General features: G+C 71.6%; 18 protein-coding genes. 9 read left to right on the top strand and 9 right to left on the bottom strand.

Features of this window, described 5'->3' with window-relative positions; translation table 11 throughout:
• Nucleotides 1-252: 252 nt before the first annotated feature.
• Genes AB1K56_RS13825 through AB1K56_RS13815 form a run of 3 tightly spaced genes read left to right on the top strand, consistent with a single transcriptional unit; the run spans nucleotide 253 to nucleotide 3,403 of the window.
• Entirely contained in the window at nucleotides 253-861 is a 609-nt protein-coding gene (locus AB1K56_RS13825) for a TetR/AcrR family transcriptional regulator (protein ID WP_371206105.1), read from the top strand.
• Nucleotides 861-1,469 (top strand): hypothetical protein, encoded by a 609-nt coding sequence (locus AB1K56_RS13820; protein ID WP_371206104.1) that lies wholly within the window; start codon nucleotides 861-863, stop codon nucleotides 1,467-1,469. Before AB1K56_RS13825 ends, AB1K56_RS13820 begins: the two co-directional genes overlap by 1 nt.
• Entirely contained in the window at nucleotides 1,466-3,403 is a 1,938-nt protein-coding gene (locus AB1K56_RS13815; protein WP_371206103.1) for a YhgE/Pip family protein, read from the top strand. The genes AB1K56_RS13820 and AB1K56_RS13815 overlap by 4 nt, the downstream gene beginning before the upstream one ends.
• Before the next feature lie 83 nt (nucleotides 3,404-3,486).
• Here the strand turns inward: AB1K56_RS13815 and AB1K56_RS13810 are convergent, their stop codons facing one another.
• Nucleotides 3,487-5,004 (bottom strand): sensor histidine kinase, encoded by a 1,518-nt coding sequence (locus AB1K56_RS13810; RefSeq protein ID WP_371206102.1) that lies wholly within the window; start codon nucleotides 5,002-5,004, stop codon nucleotides 3,487-3,489.
• Nucleotides 5,001-5,723, bottom strand: coding sequence for a response regulator transcription factor (locus tag AB1K56_RS13805; RefSeq protein WP_371206101.1), 723 nt, complete (start codon nucleotides 5,721-5,723; stop codon nucleotides 5,001-5,003). Before AB1K56_RS13805 ends, AB1K56_RS13810 begins: the two co-directional genes overlap by 4 nt.
• A 133-nt stretch (nucleotides 5,724-5,856) precedes the next feature.
• Between AB1K56_RS13805 and AB1K56_RS13800 the strand changes: the two genes are divergently transcribed.
• The 4 genes from AB1K56_RS13800 (at nucleotide 5,857) to AB1K56_RS13785 (ending at nucleotide 10,669) form a co-directional block, all read left to right on the top strand.
• Entirely contained in the window at nucleotides 5,857-7,326 is a 1,470-nt protein-coding gene (locus tag AB1K56_RS13800) for an ABC transporter permease (protein WP_371206100.1), read from the top strand.
• A gap of 31 nt (nucleotides 7,327-7,357) precedes the next feature.
• Nucleotides 7,358-8,065 (top strand): ABC transporter ATP-binding protein, encoded by a 708-nt coding sequence (locus AB1K56_RS13795; protein WP_371206099.1) that lies wholly within the window; start codon nucleotides 7,358-7,360, stop codon nucleotides 8,063-8,065.
• A 272-nt stretch (nucleotides 8,066-8,337) separates the two neighbouring features.
• On the top strand, nucleotides 8,338-8,880 hold the full coding sequence (locus AB1K56_RS13790) for an SRPBCC family protein (protein WP_371206098.1): 543 nt from the start codon (nucleotides 8,338-8,340) through the stop codon (nucleotides 8,878-8,880).
• Nucleotides 8,881-8,992: 112 nt separating this feature from the next.
• Nucleotides 8,993-10,669: an FAD-binding dehydrogenase gene (locus tag AB1K56_RS13785; RefSeq protein WP_371206097.1), complete on the top strand. Its 1,677-nt coding sequence runs from the start codon at nucleotides 8,993-8,995 to the stop codon at nucleotides 10,667-10,669.
• 36 nt (nucleotides 10,670-10,705) lie between these two features.
• Here the strand turns inward: AB1K56_RS13785 and mnhG are convergent, their stop codons facing one another.
• From mnhG to AB1K56_RS13750, 7 genes are all read right to left on the bottom strand, one after another.
• Nucleotides 10,706-11,086: a monovalent cation/H(+) antiporter subunit G gene (gene mnhG / locus AB1K56_RS13780; protein ID WP_136586336.1), complete on the bottom strand. Its 381-nt coding sequence runs from the start codon at nucleotides 11,084-11,086 to the stop codon at nucleotides 10,706-10,708.
• Nucleotides 11,083-11,349, bottom strand: coding sequence for a monovalent cation/H+ antiporter complex subunit F (locus AB1K56_RS13775; RefSeq protein ID WP_136586337.1), 267 nt, complete (start codon nucleotides 11,347-11,349; stop codon nucleotides 11,083-11,085). Before AB1K56_RS13775 ends, mnhG begins: the two co-directional genes overlap by 4 nt.
• The gene (locus AB1K56_RS13770; RefSeq protein ID WP_136586470.1) at nucleotides 11,346-11,960 is read right to left on the bottom strand and encodes a Na+/H+ antiporter subunit E; all 615 of its coding nucleotides are present in this window, start codon (nucleotides 11,958-11,960) and stop codon (nucleotides 11,346-11,348) included. Before AB1K56_RS13770 ends, AB1K56_RS13775 begins: the two co-directional genes overlap by 4 nt.
• Nucleotides 11,957-13,513 (bottom strand): Na+/H+ antiporter subunit D, encoded by a 1,557-nt coding sequence (locus AB1K56_RS13765; RefSeq protein WP_136586338.1) that lies wholly within the window; start codon nucleotides 13,511-13,513, stop codon nucleotides 11,957-11,959. Before AB1K56_RS13765 ends, AB1K56_RS13770 begins: the two co-directional genes overlap by 4 nt.
• Nucleotides 13,510-14,127: a Na(+)/H(+) antiporter subunit C gene (locus AB1K56_RS13760; protein ID WP_371206096.1), complete on the bottom strand. Its 618-nt coding sequence runs from the start codon at nucleotides 14,125-14,127 to the stop codon at nucleotides 13,510-13,512. Before AB1K56_RS13760 ends, AB1K56_RS13765 begins: the two co-directional genes overlap by 4 nt.
• Nucleotides 14,124-17,051 carry a Na+/H+ antiporter subunit A gene (locus AB1K56_RS13755; protein WP_371206095.1) on the bottom strand — a complete coding sequence of 976 codons (2,928 nt, stop codon included), beginning with the start codon at nucleotides 17,049-17,051 and terminating at the stop codon, nucleotides 14,124-14,126. The genes AB1K56_RS13760 and AB1K56_RS13755 overlap by 4 nt, the downstream gene beginning before the upstream one ends.
• Before the next feature lie 96 nt (nucleotides 17,052-17,147).
• Nucleotides 17,148-18,197, bottom strand: a complete 1,050-nt coding sequence (locus tag AB1K56_RS13750) for a LacI family DNA-binding transcriptional regulator (RefSeq protein ID WP_264629601.1) — start codon at nucleotides 18,195-18,197, stop codon at nucleotides 17,148-17,150.
• Nucleotides 18,198-18,274: 77 nt separating this feature from the next.
• On the opposite strand from AB1K56_RS13750, the gene AB1K56_RS13745 reads away from it, so the two are divergent.
• Nucleotides 18,275-19,513, top strand: coding sequence for a sugar MFS transporter (locus tag AB1K56_RS13745; protein ID WP_371206094.1), 1,239 nt, complete (start codon nucleotides 18,275-18,277; stop codon nucleotides 19,511-19,513).
• 53 nt (nucleotides 19,514-19,566) lie between these two features.
• A complete protein-coding gene (gene nucS / locus AB1K56_RS13740) occupies nucleotides 19,567-20,265 on the top strand; it encodes an endonuclease NucS (RefSeq protein ID WP_136586343.1) in 699 nt (232 codons plus the stop codon).
• Nucleotides 20,266-20,381 lie beyond the last annotated feature (116 nt).

Genomic DNA, 20,381 nt, shown 5'->3' with positions numbered 1-20,381 from the left:
TCTCGTCGCGGTCTCGTCGCGGTCACCCGACGACATCCGGCGCGTCTCGCGAGACACAACGCAGGAGGCCAGCACTCGAGGTGCGGCGGGGAGGGATGATCCCGCCCGTTCGCCGCGAAACTCCTGCGTTGTGGCGGCTCAGCCGATCGCGGGGCCCGTCACCCCCGCCGCCGAGACCGGTCGAGCCGCCTGCCCGGGGATACGGCCCCTTAAGTTGCACACACCTGTGCACTTTCGGAGTACACTCGACCCGTGAGCATCCCCACCCGCCGCGACGCCGTCGAGAACCGCGCCGGCATCCTCAACGCGGCCACCGCCGCCATCGGGCACGATCCCCGCGCCTCGATCGACACGATCGCCCGCCGCGCCGGCCTCTCGCGCCGCGCGCTCTACGGTCACTTCGACGACCGCAACGCGATCGTGCGCGAGGTCATCGCCGCGGGGGCCGCCCGCTTCAACGCGATCGCCGACGACGTCGACGACACCGACTCCCGTGTCGCGCTCGCGCGCCTGGCATCCGAGCTCTGGCGCGAAGCCGCTCACGTGCAGGCCGCCGCGGCCCTCGCCCTCGACGACGCGCACCTGCCCGAGACCTCGGCGGCCCTCGCCCCGCTGCGCCGCCGCATCGACGCGATCGTGCGGCGCGGGCAGGAGGCGGGAGAGCTGCGCACCGACCTGCCGGCACCGACCCTGGCCCGCCTGCTGGAGGAGACCGGTCGCATGGTCGTCTCGCGGGTGGATGCCGAGTCCTCGACCGCGCGCGCCATCGCGGTGTGCGCCGTGCTGGGCATGGCCGGGCTGTCGTGGACCGAGGCGCGCGAGATCCTCGCGCAGCACCCCGACCTGGAGGCGCAGGCCTGATGAAGATCGTCGTCGACGCCGTCGCCAAGGGCCGCAGCGCCCTCCCCGAGACCACGACCGCCTACGAGACGGGCACCGCGACCCTCGTCGTCGCGGAGACCGAGCAGCGCCCCACGGTGCTGGGCCTGGTGGCATCCGGACGCATGAAGATCGACGCCGGCACGGTCACGATCGACGGCCGCGCCGACCGCGGTGCGATCCGCCGCCGCGTGGCGCTCGTCGACGCCCCGATCGTGTCGGAGCCCGAACCGAACGTCACCGTCACCGGCGTCGTCGCCGAAGAACTCATGTTCGCCGGTCACGCACCGACGCCCTTCGCGGCCGCGCGGTGGCTCGAGCAGATCGGACTCGACTCGATCGCGTCGCTTCCCGTGGGCAACATCGACCCCGCCGCGCGCGTGCGCCTGCTGCTCGAGCTCGCGGCGCTACGTACCGGCGTCGAGGGCCTCGTGCTCGTCGCGCCCGACCGTCACGGCGGAGAACCCCTCGGGTGGTGGCGCATCGCCCGCGAGTTCGCCGAGCGCGGCTACGCCGTGCTCGTGATCGCCGGGCGCGCGTCGCGCACCGCGATCGACCTGCTCGACGACGCCGAGGAGGCGACGCGATGAAGATCCCGCAGATGATCACGGCCGAACTGCGCCGTCTCACCTCGACGCGCATGTCGGTGCTGGCGCTGGTCGCCCTGCTCGCGGTGCCGATCCTCTACGGCGGCCTGTACCTCTGGGCCAACCAGGATCCTTACGGCAACCTCTCCAGCGTCCCCGTCGCTCTCGTCGTCGACGACCAGGGCGCCGAGGTGAACGGCGAGCAGCGCAATCTCGGCGACGAGGCCGCCGAGCAGCTGCTCGACAGCGACACGTTCGAGTGGCACCGCGTGTCTGCCGATCAGGCCGACGCGGGCCTGCAGGCCGGCGACTTCGACTTCATCGTGACCCTGCCCGCGGACTTCACGGATGCCGTGGCCTCGCTCTCGAGCGACACCCCCCGCCAGGCCGACATCGAGCTGCGCACCAACGACGCCAACAACTACCTCGCCTCGACCATCGGCACGCAGGCGGTCGCGAGGATCCAGACCTCGGTCGCGCAGAAGGTGATCGACGAGGCCGGGGGGACCCTGCTCGACGCCCTGCACACCATCCGCGTGAAGCTCGTGGACGCCACGAACGGGGCGACGCAGCTCGTCGACGGTCTCGCGACCGCGAAGAACGGATCCTCCCAGCTCGCCAGCGGGTCCGGCACCCTCGCCGACGGCTCCGCCCAGCTCGCCGACGGAACGTCCCAGCTCTCCTCGGGCGCGAGCCAGCTGCGCGACGGCACCGCGCAGCTGCGCGACGGGTCGGCGCGCGTGGCCGACGGCGCCGCGCAGGTCGCCGACGGTGTCGACCGCATCGACGCGGCCGCGCGGCAGGTCGGCTCGATCGCCGGCGACGCCGCCGCTCAGCTCCCCCAGGCGCGCGCCGACATCGCCACGGCCCTCGCGAACGCCGGTCTCGATCAGACGCGCATCGACGAGATCCTCTCGCGCCTCGACCCCGTGGGAGAGCGCCTGTCGTCCGCGAACGACCGCGTGCAGAGCACCGTCGACCAGATCAACCAGCTCGACGACGGCGCACGGCAGGTCGCCGACGGCAGCGCCTCCGTCGCCTCGGGGGCCGCCACCGCCGCGAACGGCGCCTCCGCCCTCGCCGACGGCGCCGCGACCGCGGCATCCGGAGCCGCGCAGCTGCGCGACGGCTCCGCGCAGCTGCGCGACGGCGCGGCGCAGCTCGACAGCGGTATCGGTCAGCTCTCCGACGGGGCGACGCAGCTGCGCGACGGCCTCGCCGCCGGCGTCGAGCAGATCCCCGACTCCGACGACGCCACGCGCCAGGCGCAGGCGGCGGCCATCAGCGACCCCGTCGCGGTCGGCACGAGCTCGGTGACCAAGGCGCAGAACTACGGAGCGGGCCTCGCCCCCTTCTTCGCCGCCCTCGCCGGCTGGATCGGCATCTACGCGCTGTTCCTCATCGTCAAGCCCGTCTCCAAGCGCGCCATCACGGCTCTGCGCTCCCCCGTCCGCGTGACCCTCGCGGGCTGGCTGACGCCCGCGGGCCTCGGCGCCCTGCAGATGGTCGGGCTGTTCACGGTGCTCGCGATCGCGCTGCAGTTCTCGTTCGCGAATCCGTGGGCCGCCCTCGGCATCCTGCTCTTCGCCTCGGCGACGTACGCGGCGATCGTGCTCGCGCTGAACGTGTGGCTCGGCTCGGTGGGGCAGTTCCTCGGGCTCGTGCTGATGGTGCTGCAGCTGGTCACCGCGGGCGGGACGTTCCCGTGGCAGACCCTTCCCGCTCCCCTGGCGGCGCTTCACCACGTGCTGCCCATGGGATACGTCGTGGATGCCATGCGCCAGGTCATGTACGGCGGAGACGTCTCGCGCGTCGGACCCGATCTGCTCGTGCTCGGCGCGTGGATGGTCGGCGGCGTGCTGCTCGCGGCGATCGGTGTGACGCGCATGACGCACCACCGCACGCTGCGCGACCTGCAGCCGAGCCTGATCGGCTGAGGCGGTCCGGTCCCTGAGCCTGTCGAAGGGACCGGCACCCCCCAGAGCCCGGTGACGTCGACACGCTCAGCCCCCTCCCCGCGTCACACCGGCAGCCGCACCTCGAACACCGTGCGCCCCGGCGCGCTCTCGGCCCCGATGCGCCCGCCGTGCGCCTCGACGATCGCCTGCGCGATCGACAGGCCGAGACCCGTGCTGCCGGCATCCCGGTTGCGGGAGTCGTCGCCGCGCGCGAACCGGTCGAACAAGCGCCCCGCGAGCGCGGGGTCGATGCCCGGTCCGTCGTCGGCGACGCGCAGCACGGCCTCCCCGCTGTCGCGCGCGAGCGAGAGCGTGACGGTCGTGCCGGGCGGGGTGTGCACCTGGGCGTTGCGCAGGAGGTTCGCCACCACCTGCCGCAGACGGTTCTCGTCGCCCGTCACCGAGATGAGGTCGTCGGTGACGTCGAGGCGCCACACGTGGGTGGCATCCGCCGCCTGCGCGTCGCTGACGGCGTCGACCGCGAGCAGCGTCAGCTCCACCTCCTCGCGGCGCAGGGGCTGGCCCGCATCCAGGCGCGCCAGCAGCAGCAGGTCGTCGACGAGGGATGCCATGCGCGTGGCCTCCGACTCGATCCGGTCGAACGAGCGCGCCTGCGTCGGCGTCATCGGCGCGTCCTCGCCGAGCGACAGCTGCGCGTACCCGCGGATGCTCGACAGCGGCGTGCGCAGCTCGTGGCTCGCGTCGGCGATGAAGCGGCGCAGCTGGTCCTCGCTGTGCTGGCGGGCGGCGAGAGAGGTCTGCACGTGGCCGAGGAGGCCGTTCAGCGACGACCCGACCCGACCCACCTCGGTTGCCGGGTCGGTGTCGGCGGCGGCCACGCGGTCGGGGATCTCGACGCTCCCGGCGGCGAGCGAGAGCGTCGACACGCGCTGCGCCACCTCCGCCACGCGATCGAGCGGGCGCAGGCTCCGGCGGACGAAGAGCGAGAGACCGAGAACCGCGATCAGCAGGGTCGCCGCGCTCACCGCGAGCAGGATGACGGTCAGCGCGGTCGTAGTCGCCGACACGTCGGCCTCGGAGTTGCCCGCGAACACCGTCGTGCCGTCGACCTGGGCCCCGGCGATCCGGAACGACCCGAGGTCGCCGCCGAGATCGATCGTGACCGGGGTGCGGTCGGTCGGCACATCGGCCTGCAGCAGGGCCACCTGCTCCGCGGTCAGCTGCACCTGCGTGCCGTCGCTGCGGGTGTAGTCGGAGGTGCGCACGGTGCCGTCGGCGGCGACCACCGCCTGCAGCGATCCGATCCGCGGCGCGGGGCGATCGGCATCCTGCCCCTGGCCCTGGCCCTGATCGGGTGCGGGTGCGGATCCGCCGCGGTTCTCGAACGACCCGCGACCGGCCGCGAACGACAGGCCCTCGCTCACCTGCTGATCGAGGCGGTCGAGGGTGAACGAGCGCAGCGACACGATCGTCGCGAGGCTCATGACGACGAAGGCGAGCGCGACGAGCAGGCTGGTGCCGACGACGAGGGTGCGGCGCAGCGTCCACCGTCGGCCCGGCCGGCGTCGCCCCGGCGAGCGCGGCGGGGACGGCCGCGGCGACACGGCGGACGCGGTCATGACGCCTTGATCGTGTAGCCGACGCCGCGCACCGTGTGGATGAGCGGTTCGCCGAGGGTGTCGATCTTCTTGCGCAGGTAGGAGATGTAGATCTCCACGACGCTGCCGTCGCCGCCGAAGTCGTAGCTCCACACCTCGTCGAGGATCTGGGCCTTGCTGAGCACGCGGCGCGGGTTCTGCATCAGGTAGCGCAGCAGTTCGAACTCGCGCGCGGTGAGTTTGATCGGGATGCCGCCGCGCTCGACCTCGTACGCCTCCTCGTCGAGCGTGAGATCGCCGACGCGCAGGCGCGGGTCGGCGTCGGCGACCGCGGCGACGTGGCGCCGGGCCATCCCGCGCAGCCGCACGACGACCTCCTCGAGGTTGAAGGGCTTCGTCACGTAATCGTCGGCGCCCGCCGAGATGCCCGCGATGCGGTCTTCGACGGCATCCTTCGCGGTCAGGAACAGCACGGGCGCGTCATTGCCCGCGGCCCGGACGCGCGCGAGCAAGCCCATGCCGTCGAGCCCGGGCATCATGATGTCGAGCACGAGCAGATCCGGATTGAAGTCGCGGATGACGGCGAGCGCCTCCTGACCATCGGCGGCCGTGCGGGTGTCCCACCCCTCGTTCTGCAGCGCCATGCGCAGCAGCTCGCTCAGGTTGGCCTCGTCGTCGACGACGAGCGCGCGGATCGGCGAGCCGTCGGGGCGCAGCAGGGGGGCGGGTCGGGAGGTCATGGATGCCAGCATGCCCGCCCTCCGCAGTCCTGTCACCGCGACATACGCGCTTCATAGAAACCGTGAGGCGGCGGTGAGGGTGCCGTTCCTACCGTCACTCCGACGGCCGCACCCCGCGTCCGGAAGGAGAAGCATGTACGGCACCTACCTGCGGCGCGAACTCGCCGGCCGCACCAAACAGACCGTGATCGTCGCGGTCGGGCTCGCGATCGCGATCGCCCTGGTCATCGTGGTCAACGCTCTGTCGGCGGGCGTGCGCGACGCGCAATCGCAGGCGCTGTCGTCGGTCTACGGCGTCGGCACCGACCTCACCGTCACCGGGGCGCAGACCCAGCCGAGCGAGGGCGGCGGCGGACCGCGCTTCGACTTCGGCGCCGAAGACGGGGCCTCGAGCGACGGCACCACGACCCTCAGCCAGTCGCGCCTGATGACCGACATGATGCGCGGAACGCTCGACGCCTCGACCGTGAGCACGGTGACCGGTCTCGACGGCGTGTCCGGGGCGACGGGCGCCCTGGCCCTGACCAACACGACGTTCTCGGGCCAGATCCCCGACCGCAGCGCCGACAGCGGCACCGGCACCGACGCGTCGCAGGGTGGGGGCATGGGGGAACCCCCGGCGGGCGGACCCGGCGGAGACGGCGGCAGCGCCTTCGGCGTGGACTCCTTCAGCGTGCTGGGCGTCGACCCCGCGGCGTCCGTCGGTCCCCTCTCGTCCGTCACGGTCAGCGAGGGCCGTGCCCTGGAGGCAGCGGATGCCGGAACGAACGTCGCCGTGATCGACGCGACGTATGCCGCGAGCGCGGGCCTGGCCGTCGGCGGCACCGTCGACGTGGGCGGCACGGCGATGCAGATCGTCGGGATCGTCGCCTCCGCCTCGGCCGACGCCGACACCGCCGCGAACGTCTACCTCCCCCTCGACGTGGCCCAGACGCTCGCCGGCGTCGGCGACGTGGTGTCGACCGTGTACGTGCAGGCCGACTCGGCGGATGCCATCGACCTGGTGCAGAGCGAGATCACCGCGGCACTCCCCGACGCGACCGTCAGCTCGCAGTCCGAGCTCGCCTCGACCGTATCGGGATCGCTCTCGAGCGCGTCGACGATGATCTCGAACCTCGGCACGTGGCTCAGCCTCGTCGTGCTGCTCGTCGCCCTCGCCCTCGCCGTGCTGTTCACGATCTCGGGTGTCGCCCGTCGCACCCGCGAGTTCGGCACGCTGAAAGCCATCGGCTGGTCGAACGCGCGCATCGTGCGGCAAGTCGCGGGCGAGTCGCTCGTGCAGGGCCTGCTCGGCGGCGTCGCGGGCCTGATCCTCGGGCTCGGCGGCATCCTGCTCGTCAACGTCATCTCGCCGACCGTCTCGGTCGCGGCGAGCACCTCCGGCGGTCCCGGAGGGCAGGGGGGTCCCGGCGCCGGCGGCCCCGGCGGCTTCGGGCAGGCGGCGGCGCAGGCCACCGACATCGTGCTGAGCGCCCCCGTCACCCCCGTGGTCGTGCTGGCCGCGGTCGGCATCGCCGTGCTCGGCGGCGTCCTCGCCGGAGCCTTCGGCGGATGGCGTGCCGCTCGCCTCAGCCCCGCCGCCGCCCTCCGTTCGGTCGCGTGAGCGGCATCCCCGGTTCTTCGAAGGAGACATCATGACCCTCACCGTTCCCACCTCCACCGCCACCGCGTACCGCCTCTCGAAGGTCTCGCGCACCTACCGTCAGCGCGATCGCACCGTGCAGGCCCTCGCGGGCGTCGACCTCGAGATCGCGGCGGGCGACTTCGTCACCATCCAGGGCCCCACCGGCGGCGGCAAGTCGACGCTGCTGCAGATGCTCGGCGCGCTCGACCGCCCCTCGAGCGGGTCGGTGACGCTCGGCGAAGTCGACATCGCGACGGCCTCGAACGCCCAGCTGAGCCGCCTGCGCGCCGAGGAGATCGGCTTCGTGTTCCAGGGCTTCAATCTCATCCCCACCCTGACCGCGGCCGAGAACGTCGACATGGGTCTCGAGCCGCTGCACCTCGACCGTGCGGAGCGTTCGCGGCGGGTCACCGAGGCGCTCGCGCGCGTCGGTCTCGCCGACCGTGCCGACCACCGGCCCGGGGAACTGTCGGGCGGACAGCAGCAGCGCGTCGCGATCGCCCGGGCCGTCGCCAAGCAGCCCCGCGTGCTGCTCGCCGACGAGCCCACCGGAAACCTCGACGAGAGCATGCGCGACGAGATCCTCGACGTGCTCGAGACGCTCAACGCCGAGGGGCTGACGCTGGTGATGGTCACGCACGACTCCACGGTGGCCCGTCGGGCACGCCGTCGACTGCGTCTCGCGAAGGGCGTGGTGACCGACATCACGCACGGCTGATCGGACCGGCTCGGGGCCCCGCCTCCCCTGCGCGGGGCCCCGGGCCTCGTTCGTCCTGCCCGGCCCGGACGCTTCGACAGGCTCAGCGACCGCTCCCCCGAGGCCCCTGAGCCTGTCGAAGGTCCCTAAGCCTGTCGAAGGTCCCTAAGCCTGTCGAAGGTCCCTGAGCCTGTCGAAGGGACCGGGCCCCACCCACCCCTCGGTCAAGGGGTTCACCGCCTTCGACGGCCGCCCCCTACAGTCGAAGCACGCCGACCGGAGAGGCAGATGCCATGGCCGCCCGCAACACGCGCCTCATGCGCTGCACAGCCGACGACCTGTTCGCGGTGCTCTCGGACGGGTGGCTGTACCCCGTGTGGGTGGTGGGCGCCGCCCGCATGCGCGACGTGGACGCGGAGTGGCCGCGCGAAGGCACCCGCATCCACCATTCGCTCGGCGTGTGGCCGGTGATGATCCACGATGAGACCGAGATCGTCGAGTGGGACCCGCCGCGTCGGCTGCGCCTGCGGCCGGAGGCCGGCATCCTCGGGCGCGGGGTCATCCGCATCGACGTGCGCCCGCACGGCGACGGCATCGCCGTGACGATCCTCGAGGAGCCCGTCTCGGGCGCCGCCGCCCTGCTCCCCTCGCTGCTGTGGAAGCCGCTCCTGATCGCCCGCAACCACGAGTGCCTGAACCGGCTGGCGTTCCTGGCCGAGGGGCGCCGCGACGAGCGCGAGGCGCGCGAACTCGACCACCGCACCGAGACGCCCGACCCCGCCGAGGGCAACCCCTCGCCCCAGGCCGAGCGCGACGTGCGGGAGGCGGGCGTCTGACGCTCCGCGGCGCACTCGATCCGAATCGGGTGCGGGCCTGCGAGATGCACACCCATCCCGCGAGATGATGCAAGGAACGCGCGTCGCCGTCGCCGCGCGGAGGAGGAGACCGATGGATGCCGATGTCATCGTCGTGGGCGCAGGACTGGCCGGTCTGGTCGCGAGCAACGAGCTCGTCCGAGCGGGCAAGCGCGTGCTCATCGTCGATCAGGAGAATGCGGCGAACCTCGGCGGACAGGCGTTCTGGTCGTTCGGGGGGATCTTCCTCGTCGACTCCCCCATGCAGCGACGGCTCGGCGTGCGCGACTCGTTCGACCTCGCATGGCAGGACTGGCAGGGCTCGGCGGGCTGGGATCGGCTCGAGGGTCCCCTCGCCGAGGACGAGTGGGCGAAGAAGTGGGGGCGGGCCTACGTCGAGTTCGCCGCCGACGAGAAGCGCGCCTGGCTGCACGAGCAGGGCGTGCGGTTCACTCCCGTCGTCGGCTGGGCCGAACGCGGGTCGCTGACGGCGGACGGGCACGGCAACTCGGTCCCCCGCTTCCACGTGCCGTGGGGCACCGGGACCGGGATCTCGGAGCCCTTCGCCGATCGCGCCCGCGCCGCCGCGGCGGACGGCGCCCTCGACCTGCGCTTCCGCCATCGCGTCGACGGTCTGGTGTTCGAAGGCGGCCGGGTCACCGGCATCCGCGGGGCGATCCTGGCACCCGACGACGCGGCCCGCGGGGTGCCGTCGTCGCGCGACGAGGTGTCGACGTTCGAGCTGTCGGCCCAGGCGGTGGTCATCGCCACCGGCGGGATCGGCGGCGACCACGACCGCGTGCGCGCGTGGTGGCCGGAGCGGTTGGGCACGCCGCCGAAGAAGATGGTCACCGGCGTCCCCGCCCACGTCGACGGGCGCATGCTCGACATCGCCGCCTCCCAGGGCGTGCGACTGGTCAATCGCGACCGCATGTGGCACTACACCGAGGGCGTGCAGAACTTCGCCCCCGTGTGGCCCGGCCACGCGATCCGCATCCTCCCCGGTCCCTCGTCGCTGTGGCTCGACGCCCGGGGGCGGCGGCTCCCCCCTCCCGGCCTGCCCGGATACGACACGCTGGGCACCCTCCGCATCCTGCGCACCACCCCCGACATCGCGGACTACGACTACTCCTGGTTCGTGCTCGATCAGACGATCATCAAGAAGGAGTTCGCGCTGTCGGGGTCGGAGCAGAACCCCGACATCACCGAGCGCGACCTCGGACTGCTCCTGCGCAGTCGCCTCGGGCGGACCGCCCCGGGACCCGTCGAGGCGTTCAAGACGCGCGGGGCCGACTTCGTCGTCGCCGACACCCTCGGTGAACTCGTGCGCAAGATGAACGCCCTCACGGGTGACGGGCTTCTCGACGAGGGGGCGATCCACCGGCAGATCGTCGAACGCGACCGCGAGCTCGTCAACCCGTACTCGAAGGACGCGCAGGCGATGGGCATCCGCAACAGCCGCCGCTTCCTCGGCGACCGCATCTTCCGCACGGTGAAGCCCCACGCGCTGCTCGATCCCGCCCACGGCCCCCTCATCGCGGTGCGCCTGTGGGTCGTGACGCGCAAGTCGCTCGGCGGCATCCAGACCGACCTCAGCGGACGCGCCCTGGATGCCGCGGGCCGACCGATCGAGGGACTCTACGCCGCGGGCGAGGCGGCCGGCTTCGGCGGGGGCGGCGCCCACGGATACAACGCCCTCGAGGGCACCTTCCTCGGAGGCTGCCTCTTCACGGGCCGCACGGTCGGTCGAGCCCTCGCGGGCGCACTCTGAACCCCGGCATCCGCGTCGCCGAGGCGCGCTGAGCGGTCAGCTCTCCGGCCGCGTCTCCGCGCCGGTGGAGCCGGGCTGCTCCGTACGGTGCTGCAGTTCGTCGATGTACAGGCCCTCTTCGTCGGTCGTGCGGTTGCGGTACGCGGCGCGGCCGACCATGTGCGCGGCCAGCGGCGCCGTGGCGAACTGGATGAGCACGATCGGGATGCCGAAGGCGACCACCTCCCACGTGCGCAGCGACAGCGCGACGGCGATGACGATGAGCAGCACGCCCAGAACCTGCGGCTTCGTCGCCGCGTGCAGTCGTGTGGGGACGTCGCGCCAGCGCAGCAGCCCCATCGTCGCCGTGAGGCAGAGCACGGCGCCGATCAGCACGAGCACGAGGGCGACGGTGTCGAGCACCGATTCGAGGGTCACCGCGGGTTCTCCTTCCGCGCGACGAAGCGGGCGACCGCGATCGACCCGAACACGCCGACCGCCGCGATGATGAGCATCGCCGGCAGCGAGCGCGTGTGGTGGTTGATCACCATGTCGGCGCCCAGGATGCAGACCACCTCGGTGAGCAGCACGTCGGCCGCGACGGCCCGATCGAGGATCGACGGGCCGATCACGAGCCGGATGAGGGCGAGCACCGCGGCGGCGGCGAAGACGACGAGGATGACGACGACGAGGGCGTTCACAGCGGGGTCCTCCCCTCTCGCGGGGATTCGATGGACTCGTGGTGGTGCGTCGAGCTGTCGGCGATGCGGGCGCGCAGCTCCTGCAGCTCCTCGCGCGAGCCGACGGCGCGCGTGATCCGTGCCTCCCAGCCGAGCACGATGCGGCGCTGGTGCTCGGCGTCGGCGTCGCTGCGCACCCCGATCGTGTGCAGGTAGAGCGTGCGGTTCTCGCGATCGACATCGACGATGAGGGATCCCGGGATGAGGGATGCCGTGACCGCGGTGTGGGCCATGATGACGTCGTCGTCGACGCGCAGAGGCACCGCGATGATCGCCGCTCCCGGCTGGCGCCGCACGTCGAGGACCTGCCACGCGACGATCAGGGATCCCTTGATGACGGCGCCGAGGAAGGTGACGACGAAGATCAGGCCGTACCAGAGGTTGATGCGCCCCGAGAGCTCGACCGGGGGCAGCCGGAAGACGCGGGTGACGAAGACCGCCATCACGAGGCCGGTGACGAAGGCGAGCCATGTGAACTGGCCCCACAGCAGCATCCACAGGGCGATCAGCCACAGCAGGAGCGGCAGCTGGTGCAGGAAGAGCGACACCTGCGCGCGGCGGGTCGGGCTCATCGCGGGTCCTCCGCATCCTGCAGCTGCACGAGGGTGACCCCGCCGTAGATGCGCTCGCCCGCCCGCAGGCACGCATCGAGCAGCGGTCCGGCGAACACCGTCAGCGAGAGGGTCACGATGACCATGCCGGCGGTGGCGACCGTCATGATGCGCGGGATGGTGCGGCGCTCGGTCGAGATCGTCGCCGCCGGGGCGTTGCCGAGGTAGGCGATGCGCTCGGTCGTCTCGGCCGAGTCGTCGTCTTCGCGCCAGAACGACAGGTTCCAGGCGCGCATGAGCGCGTACAGCGTCAGGATCGAGGTGACGATGCCGCCCACGATGAGCACGATCATGACCGGTGTGCCGACCTGGGCCGCGGCGTCGAACAGCGCGTACTTGCCGATGAAGCCCGAGAACGGCGGGAGGCCGCCCAGGTTGATCGCGGGGATGAAGTAGAGCACCGCGAGCAGGGGTGCCGCGCGCATCAGTCCCTTGACCTTGAGGATCGACGTGCTCCCCGCGCGGCGTTCGATCAGGCCCACCGCGAGGAACAGGGTCGTCTGCACGATGATGTGGTGGACGATGTAGTAGATCGTCGCCCCCACCGCGAGCGGCGTGTTGATCGCCAGCCCGAAGATCATGTAGCCGATGTGGCTCACGAGAGTGAACGACAGGATGCGCTTGAGCTCGGCCTGCGCCACCGCGCCGAGCACGCCGACGATCATCGTCGCGAGGGCGACCATGAGCAGCAGGAAGTTGATGTCGTTGTCGACGAAGAGCTGCGTCTCGGTGCGGATGATCGCGTAGACGCCGACCTTGGTCAGCAGGCCCGCGAACACCGCCGTGACGGGAGCGGGTGCCGTGGGGTACGAGTCGGGCAGCCAGAACGACAGCGGGAACACCGCCGCCTTGATGGCGAACGCGAGAAGCAGCATGAGGTGCAGGATCGTCTGCGTGTCCTGCGGGAGCTGCGCCATGCGCTCGCTGATCTGCACCATGTTGACGGTGCCGAGCGCGCCGTAGACCATCGCGATCGCCGCGAGGAAGAGGATCGACGACACCAGCGACACGACGATGTAGACGACGCCCGTGCGGATGCGCGACTCGGTGCCCCCGAGCGTGATGAGCACGTACGAGGCGACGAGCAGGATCTCGAAGCCGACGTAGAGGTTGAACAGGTCGCCCGCGATGAAGGCGTTGAAGATGCCCGCACCCAGGATCAGGTAGGCCGGGTAGAAGATCGAGACCGGTGTGTCTTCGTCGTTGTCGGCCGCCCCCTGACCGATCGAGAAGAGCAGGACCGCGAGCAGCACGATGCTGGTCACGACGACCAGCAGGGCCGCGAGCACGTCGACGTACAGCACGATGCCCAGCGGGATCTGCCAGGCCGCGATCGCGACCGCGATGGGACCGCTGGTGTCGACGGCGACGAGGAGGATCGCCCCGAGCACGAGCACCGCCGTGAGGGAGGCGACCGACACGACGATCTGCGTCTTCTTGCGACGGCCGAAGATGAGGTTGATCGCGGCACCGATGAGCGGGATGCCGACGAGCAGGGGCACGAGGGCGCTCACGAGCGATCACCGTCCTGGGGGTCGCGGGGGGCGTCGGTCGCGGCGTCGCCGTCGCGCTCCGCGCTGTCGCGCGTCCCGCCCTCGTTCGACCCGCGGCGCACGGCGACGCGATCGACCGGGGCGTCGTCGACGAGCTGCGACAGGTCGCCCTGGTGCAGGACGCGGATGGGGTTCGCCGCGTCGCCGACGAAGTCGGTGGTGACATCGTCGTCGTCGGAGCGCGACTCCTCGTCCATCGCGTCCTCGACCTCTTCGGCCGTGCGGGTGCGCAGGGCGACGTCGTCGGCGTCGTCGATGACCGTGTCGGCCTGGCCGAGCTGCCAGGAGCGGTAGATGAGGGCGAGCAGGAAGGCGGAGATCGCGAACGTGATCACGATCGCGGTGAGTGTCAGCGCCTGCGGGAGCGCGTCGGACATGTCGGCGGCATCCGTCTCTCCGTCGTAGAACGGGGCGAGCGCGGGGCGACCCATGACGATGAGAAGCAGGAGGTTGGCGGCGTTGCCCAGCAGCAGGAAGCCGATGAGCACGCGCGTGAGGCTGCGCTCGAGCATCGCGTACACGCCGCACGCGAAGAGCACGGCCATGACGATGACGAGAACGAGGGAGATGTTCACGCGTCCACCACCTCCGCGTCTTCGGGCAGCTGCGACTGCCGGTCGACCTCGGCGCCGAGGCTGCGCAGAACGTCGAGCACGAGACCGATGACGACGAGGTAGACGCCGATGTCGAAGATCGTGCTGGTGACGAACTCCCAATGCCCGATGAGCGGCAGCTCACCCTCGAACGTGAAGCTCTGCAGGGGCGCGAAGCCGAAGAACATCGGCACGATCGCGCACAGCACGGCGATCGCCATGCCCGCGCCGAGCAGGCGTCCGGCGTCGGTCGGGGCGGCGGCGCCGAGCTCCCAGCGCCCGCCGGCGATATAGCGCATCACCAGGCCGAGACCGGCGACCAGGCCGCCCGCGAAGCCTCCGCCGGGCAGGTTGTGGCCGGCGAAGAGCAGGTACAGCGAGATGATCATGACCGTGTGGAACAGCACCCGGATGATGATCTCGAGCAGGATCGAGCGGTTCTCGGGCTGAACCTTGACGCCCGACACGAGCCACGCGCGCGGCGCGCCGGTCTCGCCCACGCGCTGCGCGCGCACGCCGCTGTCGGTCTCGACGAGCGGGCGGCGGCGCCCGAGGCCCGACCGGCTGCGGGCCGTGCCCGAGCGGCGGGACAGGTTGTCGCTGCGGTCGGTGATGAAGACGAGGGATGCCACACCCGTTGCCGCGAGGACGAGCACCGACAGCTCGCCCATGGTGTCCCAACCGCGCAGATCGACGAGCGCGACGTTGACCACGTTGCGGCCGTGACCGATCTCGTACGCCAGGGGCGGCCACTCGAGCGAGATGGGGAGGTCTTGCCGCGCTCCCGTGGCGACCACGGCGACGAGGGCCATGGTCAGGCCCACGCCCGCGCCGAGCACGGCCCGGGCCAGGGGCGCCACCGAGGCGTTCTGCTCCCCCATGCGCGCGGGCAGACGCCGCAGCACGAGCGCGAAGACCACCAGGGTGACGGTCTCGACGAGAACCTGGGTGAGGGCGAGGTCGGGGGCGCCGCTCGTGGCGAAGAGCACGACGAGACCGAGGCCGGTCACCGACACGAGGGCAACACCGGTGTAGCGCTTGCGCGCGCGCACCGCGAGGATGCCCGCGGCGATCATCAGCGGCGCGGCGATGAGCTGCGTCGGCGAGTGCCAGGCGTCGAGCTGGGCGCGCCACTCCGACGAGGCGAACAGCGCCGTGCCCTCGGCGATGACGAGCACGATGAAGATCGTGCCGACGTAGAACGGCAGCGAGCCGCGCTGGAAGCGCGCCGTGACCCACTCGGAGGTGTGGTCGATGCCGCGCAGCGCGACGTTGTAGGCGTCGTTCGCGGTGAACGGCAGCACGCGGCGGCGCTTGTGCAGCTGCGTCTTGCGCACCGTCCAGAAGATCGCCGCGCCGAGCGCGAGCGTGCCGAGCGAGATGAACAGGGCCGGCTCGAGACCGTGCCAGAGGGCCAGGTGGTAGGGGTAGACGGGAGCACCCACACCCGGAGTGGCCTCGGGCAGACCGTCGGCGTAGGGGGCGAGCCAGTGGTCGACCACGGGCGACAGGATGCCGAGCGCGAGCGAGGCCGCGGCCAGCAGCACGGGTGCCGAGAGGAAACCGATGGGCGGGTCGGGCCACTCGGTCGTCGCGACGTCGCGCTTGGTCCAATACGCACCCCAGAGGAAGCGGATGCCGTAGCCCGCGGTGAGAGCGGAGCCGAGGACGATGCCGATCAGCGCCACGACGCCCCAGATCGCCCCGGCCTCGGCCTCGTGCAGGAGCGCGGTGAGCGCGGTCTCCTTCGCCACGAACCCGAGGGTCGGGATGACGCCGGCCATCGAGGCGATCGCGATGAACGAGGCGGTCGCCATGACGGGCGCCTGCCGGCCCAGGCCGGAGAGCTCGCCGATGTCACGGGTGTTCAGCTGACGGTCGATCACGCCGACCACGAGGAACAGGCACGACTTGAACAGCGCGTGGCTGAGCAGCAGGGCCACGCCGGCAAGGGCGGCATCCCGCGTCCCGTAGCCCAGCATGACGGTGAGGAAGCCGAGCTGGCTCACGGTGCCGAACGCCAGGATGCGCTTGAGGTCGCGCTCGCGCAGGGCCTGGAATCCGCCCAGCAGCATGGTGAAGACGCCGAGCGCGATGAGCGTCGGCCGCCAGAACGGCGTCTCGGCGAAGCCCGGTGCGAGACGGGCGATGAGGTAGATGCCGGCCTTGACCATCGCGGCGGCGTGCAGGTACGCGCTCACCGGGGTGGGGGCGGCCATGGCTCCCGGCAGCCAGAAGTGGAACGGGAAGATCGCCGACTTGCTCAGCGCGCCGATGAGCAGCAGGAGCACCGCGATGTCGACGATGGTGCCGGTGGGCGGATCGGCGAGGAGGGCGGACAGGCTCGAGGTGCCCGCCTGCACGACGATCAGCACGACGCCGATCAGCATGACGAGTCCGCCGAGGGTGGTGACCAGCAGCGCCTGCAGAGCCGCGCGACGGCTGGCGGCGCGTGCGTGGTAGTAGCCGATCAGCAGGTAGGACAGCACGCTCGTGGCTTCCCAGAGCATCACGAGCACGACGAGGTCGTCGGTCAGCACGAGGCCGTACATCGCGCCGGCGAACGCGAGGAGCACGGCCGAGAACTGCCCGACTCCTCGCGTCTTGCCCCGGAAGTACCAGCGGCAGTAGAGCATGACGAGCGCGCCGACGCCGGTGACGACGAGCGTCAGGAGCCACCCGAGCACGTCCATCCGCATCGACAGCGAGACGTCGATCGCGGGGATCCAGCGGTATTCCTCGAACGGAATGTCACCGGCGAACACCGAGGGAGCCAGCACGATCGCGTGGACGAAGGCGAGGGCGGGCAGGACCGCGGCGACGTAGAACGCCCGCGCGCCGATCCTTGAGACCAGCCACGGCAGGAACAGGGGGAGAGCCGCGAAGGCGCCCAGGAACAGCAACATGTTCGGGCCTCCTCGGGTTCGACGGGCGGATGCCCGGGCTCTCGGGGTGTCGAACCTATTCTATGCGGAGCATGAGAGTTCGCGGACCACGAATCCTCATGTGGTAGGCGGAGGGGCCGTCGTCGTCCCCGCGCGGAACACGCAGCGCAGGTCGAGACCCGAGGGCTCGGCGTCCTCGAGCATCGCGGCGACCGCCTCCCCGGCCGCGCGTCCCTTCGCGGTCGCCGGCTGCACGAGCGTCGTGAGCACGTGCGGCGCGAGGCCGTCGACCACCACCCCGTCGAAACCTGTGACGCTGACGTCGTGCGGCACCCGCAGCCCGGCCTCCTCGGCCGCGCGGATGACGCCCGCCGCCAGCAGATCGCTCTGGGCGATGACGGCGGTGGGTCGGCGCTCGGGATCGGCGAAGATCGTGCGCCCCGCGATCGTCCCCTCGTCGATCGAGCTCGTCGCCGCCGCCAGCACGGGAGCCTCCGGAAACACCTCCCGCGCACCGGCCAGCCGATCGGCTGTCACGTCCACCCGCACGGGCGCCTCGGCATCCGCCCATCCGCGGCGCCGGGAGGTGTCGAAGGGCAGTGTCACGAGCACGACGTCACGGTGGCCCAGGTCGTACACGTGCTGCGCGGCCTGCCGTTGGGCCTCGGCGTTGTCGAGGAGCACGCGCGGCACACCGTCGCCCGCGTCGCCCTCGACGACGACCACGGGGATGCCGCGACCGCGCACGATCTCGAGGGAGTCGCGCATGCGCGGGCTGCAGCCGATCAGCACGGCCGCGTCGATGGGGGCGGTGTGCAGCGACGGCTCGCTGACGGTCTCGCCGTCGTCGCGCAGGAGCAGCAGTGCCGCGCCCAGGCGCGAGACGCCGTCGGCGAGGCCGTCCATCATGTGCGTGGTGACCGGGTCGAGGAAGGCCGTGCCGAGGTGCGTGTCGAAGACGACGCCCACGATGCCGCTGCGCCCCCGGCGCAACGACGCCGCCCGCGGGTCGGGGCCGGTGTACCCGAGCGCCTCCGCGGCGGCGAGCACGCGGGCCTTCGTCGCTTCGGACGTGGGCGTCTTGCCGCTGAACACCACCGATGCCGTCGACGGCGACACGCCGGCCTCACGGGCGACGTCGCTGATGGTGGCGCGGCGGGTGGTCACGGGCCGATGCTACCGTCGCCCCCTGGGTGTTCCGAATCGATTCGATCGATGTCGAGTCGCTTCGCTACAGTGGCCGCATGACCCCGACCCTCACCCGCTCCCAACTCGTGCGCTGGCACATCGCCATCTGCGCCATCTTCCTGGCGAGCGGTCTGAGCATCTCCACGTGGGCCTCGCGCGTGCCCGCGATCCGCGAGTCGCTCGGCATCGAGAACTCCGGGGTCGGCCTGCTGCTGCTGGGCATGGGCGTGGCATCCATCATCGGCCTCTCGGTCGCCCCCGCGGTGATCGCCCGCGTGGGGGCGCGCTCGGGCATGCTCGTCGCCCTCATCCTGGTCAGTGCGGGCCTGGGCATCATCGGTTTCGGCGCCGACACCCTGCAGCTCTTCGGCGTCGCCCTCGTGGGCCTGGCCCTCTTCGGGTTCGGCAACGGCGCGGTCGACGTGATGATGAACGTCGAGGGCGCTGCGCTCGAGAAGGCGACGGGCCGCACGATCCTGCCGCTGCTGCACGCGTTCTTCAGCTTCGGCACGGTCATCGGCGCGGGACTCGGTTTCGTCGCCGTCAGCCTCGGCATCCCCGTGCTCGCGCACTGCGTCGCAATGGCCGTCGTCATCCTCGTGATCGCCTTCGTCGCGGTCGCCAACGTGCCGCGGGCCGAGGTCGCGATGGACGCCCCCGCCGACGAGGAGCGCCTGCACTGGCGGGAGCGCCTCGCCACCTCGCTGCAGGCGTGGCGCGAGCCGCGCACGTACACGCTCGGCGTCATCATGCTCGGCATGGCCTTCGCCGAGGGCAGCGCGAACGACTGGCTGCCCTCCGCGGTCGTCTACGGCCACGGCGCTCCCGAAGAGGCGGGTCCGGCCGTGCTCGCGGTGTTCTCGGTCGCGATGACCGTCGGCCGCATCGCCGGTGGACCGGTGGTCGACCGCCTCGGCCGCGTCGTCGTGCTGCGCGTGCTCGCGGGCACCGCGGCCGCGGGCCTGCTGCTGTTCATCCTCGCGCCCTACGGACCGCTCGTCTTCGTCGGGGCGGCCCTGTGGGGTCTCGGCGCCTCCCTCGGCTTCCCGATCGGCATGTCGGCCGCCGCGGACGATCCCGCCAAGGCTGCCTCCCGCGTGGCGGCCGCCGCGACCATCGGCTACGTCGCGTTCCTGTGCGGGCCGCCCATCCTGGGCTGGATCGGCGACCACATCGGGCTGCTCAACACCCTGCTGATCGTGGTCGGCCTGATCGTGGCATCCGGACTCTTCTCGGGCGCGGCGAAGCCGCTCGTCGTCGAGGAGGAGAAGATCGACGCGGCCGCGCGCCGCTGAGGCCCGTCGGGCCCGGAGACGTCGGCGACGGCGAGCGCGATTAGGCTCGTCGGGTGCGTCTCGTCATCGCCCGTTGCTCCGTCGATTACACCGGCCGCCTCAACGCGCATCTCCCCCTCGCCACCCGGCTGCTCGTGCACAAGAACGACGGCAGCCTGCTGGTGCACTCCGACGGCGGCTCGTACAAGCCCCTGAACTGGATGAGCCCACCCTGCAGCCTGACGCGTGAAGACCCCGACGAGGTCGACGTCGAGGACGGGGTGATCGAACGTTGGCGCGTGACGCACGCCAAGACCGGTGACGCTCTGCTCGTGCGCATCCACGAGATCGTCCACGACACCGCGCACGACCTCGGCGTCGATCCCGGACTGATCAAAGACGGCGTCGAGGCCGACCTGCAGCGCCTGCTGGCCGAGCAGGTGTCGGTCGTCGGCGAGAACCTCACCCTCGTCCGGCGCGAGTACCCCACGGCGATCGGGCCGGTCGACCTCCTGCTGCGCAACGACGACGGCGTCGGCACGGTCGCGATCGAGGTCAAGCGCCGCGGCGACATCGACGGCGTCGAGCAGCTCACCCGCTACCTCGAACTGCTCAACCGCGACCCGCTCCTCGCTCCGGTGACGGGCGTCTTCGCGGCGCAGGAGATCAAGCCGCAGGCGCGGGTGCTCGCCACCGACCGCGGCATCCGGTGTCTGACTCTCGACTACGACGAGATGAAGGGTGTGCAGTCGGGGGCTCCGCGCCTGTTCTGAGGGCCTTCCCCTGCCGGGCACTTGCAGCGGGCCCTTCTCGCAGACCGCGCGCATAGCCACGTGAAGACGTCCCCCCATCGCGGATTTCTTGTCCCGCGCGCGCGGAGGGGCGAGAG

The organism is Microbacterium sp. BWR-S6Y (assembly GCF_041379845.1).
Lineage (GTDB): Bacteria > Actinomycetota > Actinomycetes > Actinomycetales > Microbacteriaceae > Microbacterium > Microbacterium hydrothermale.
This window is presented reverse-complemented; position numbering and strand designations above follow the sequence as displayed.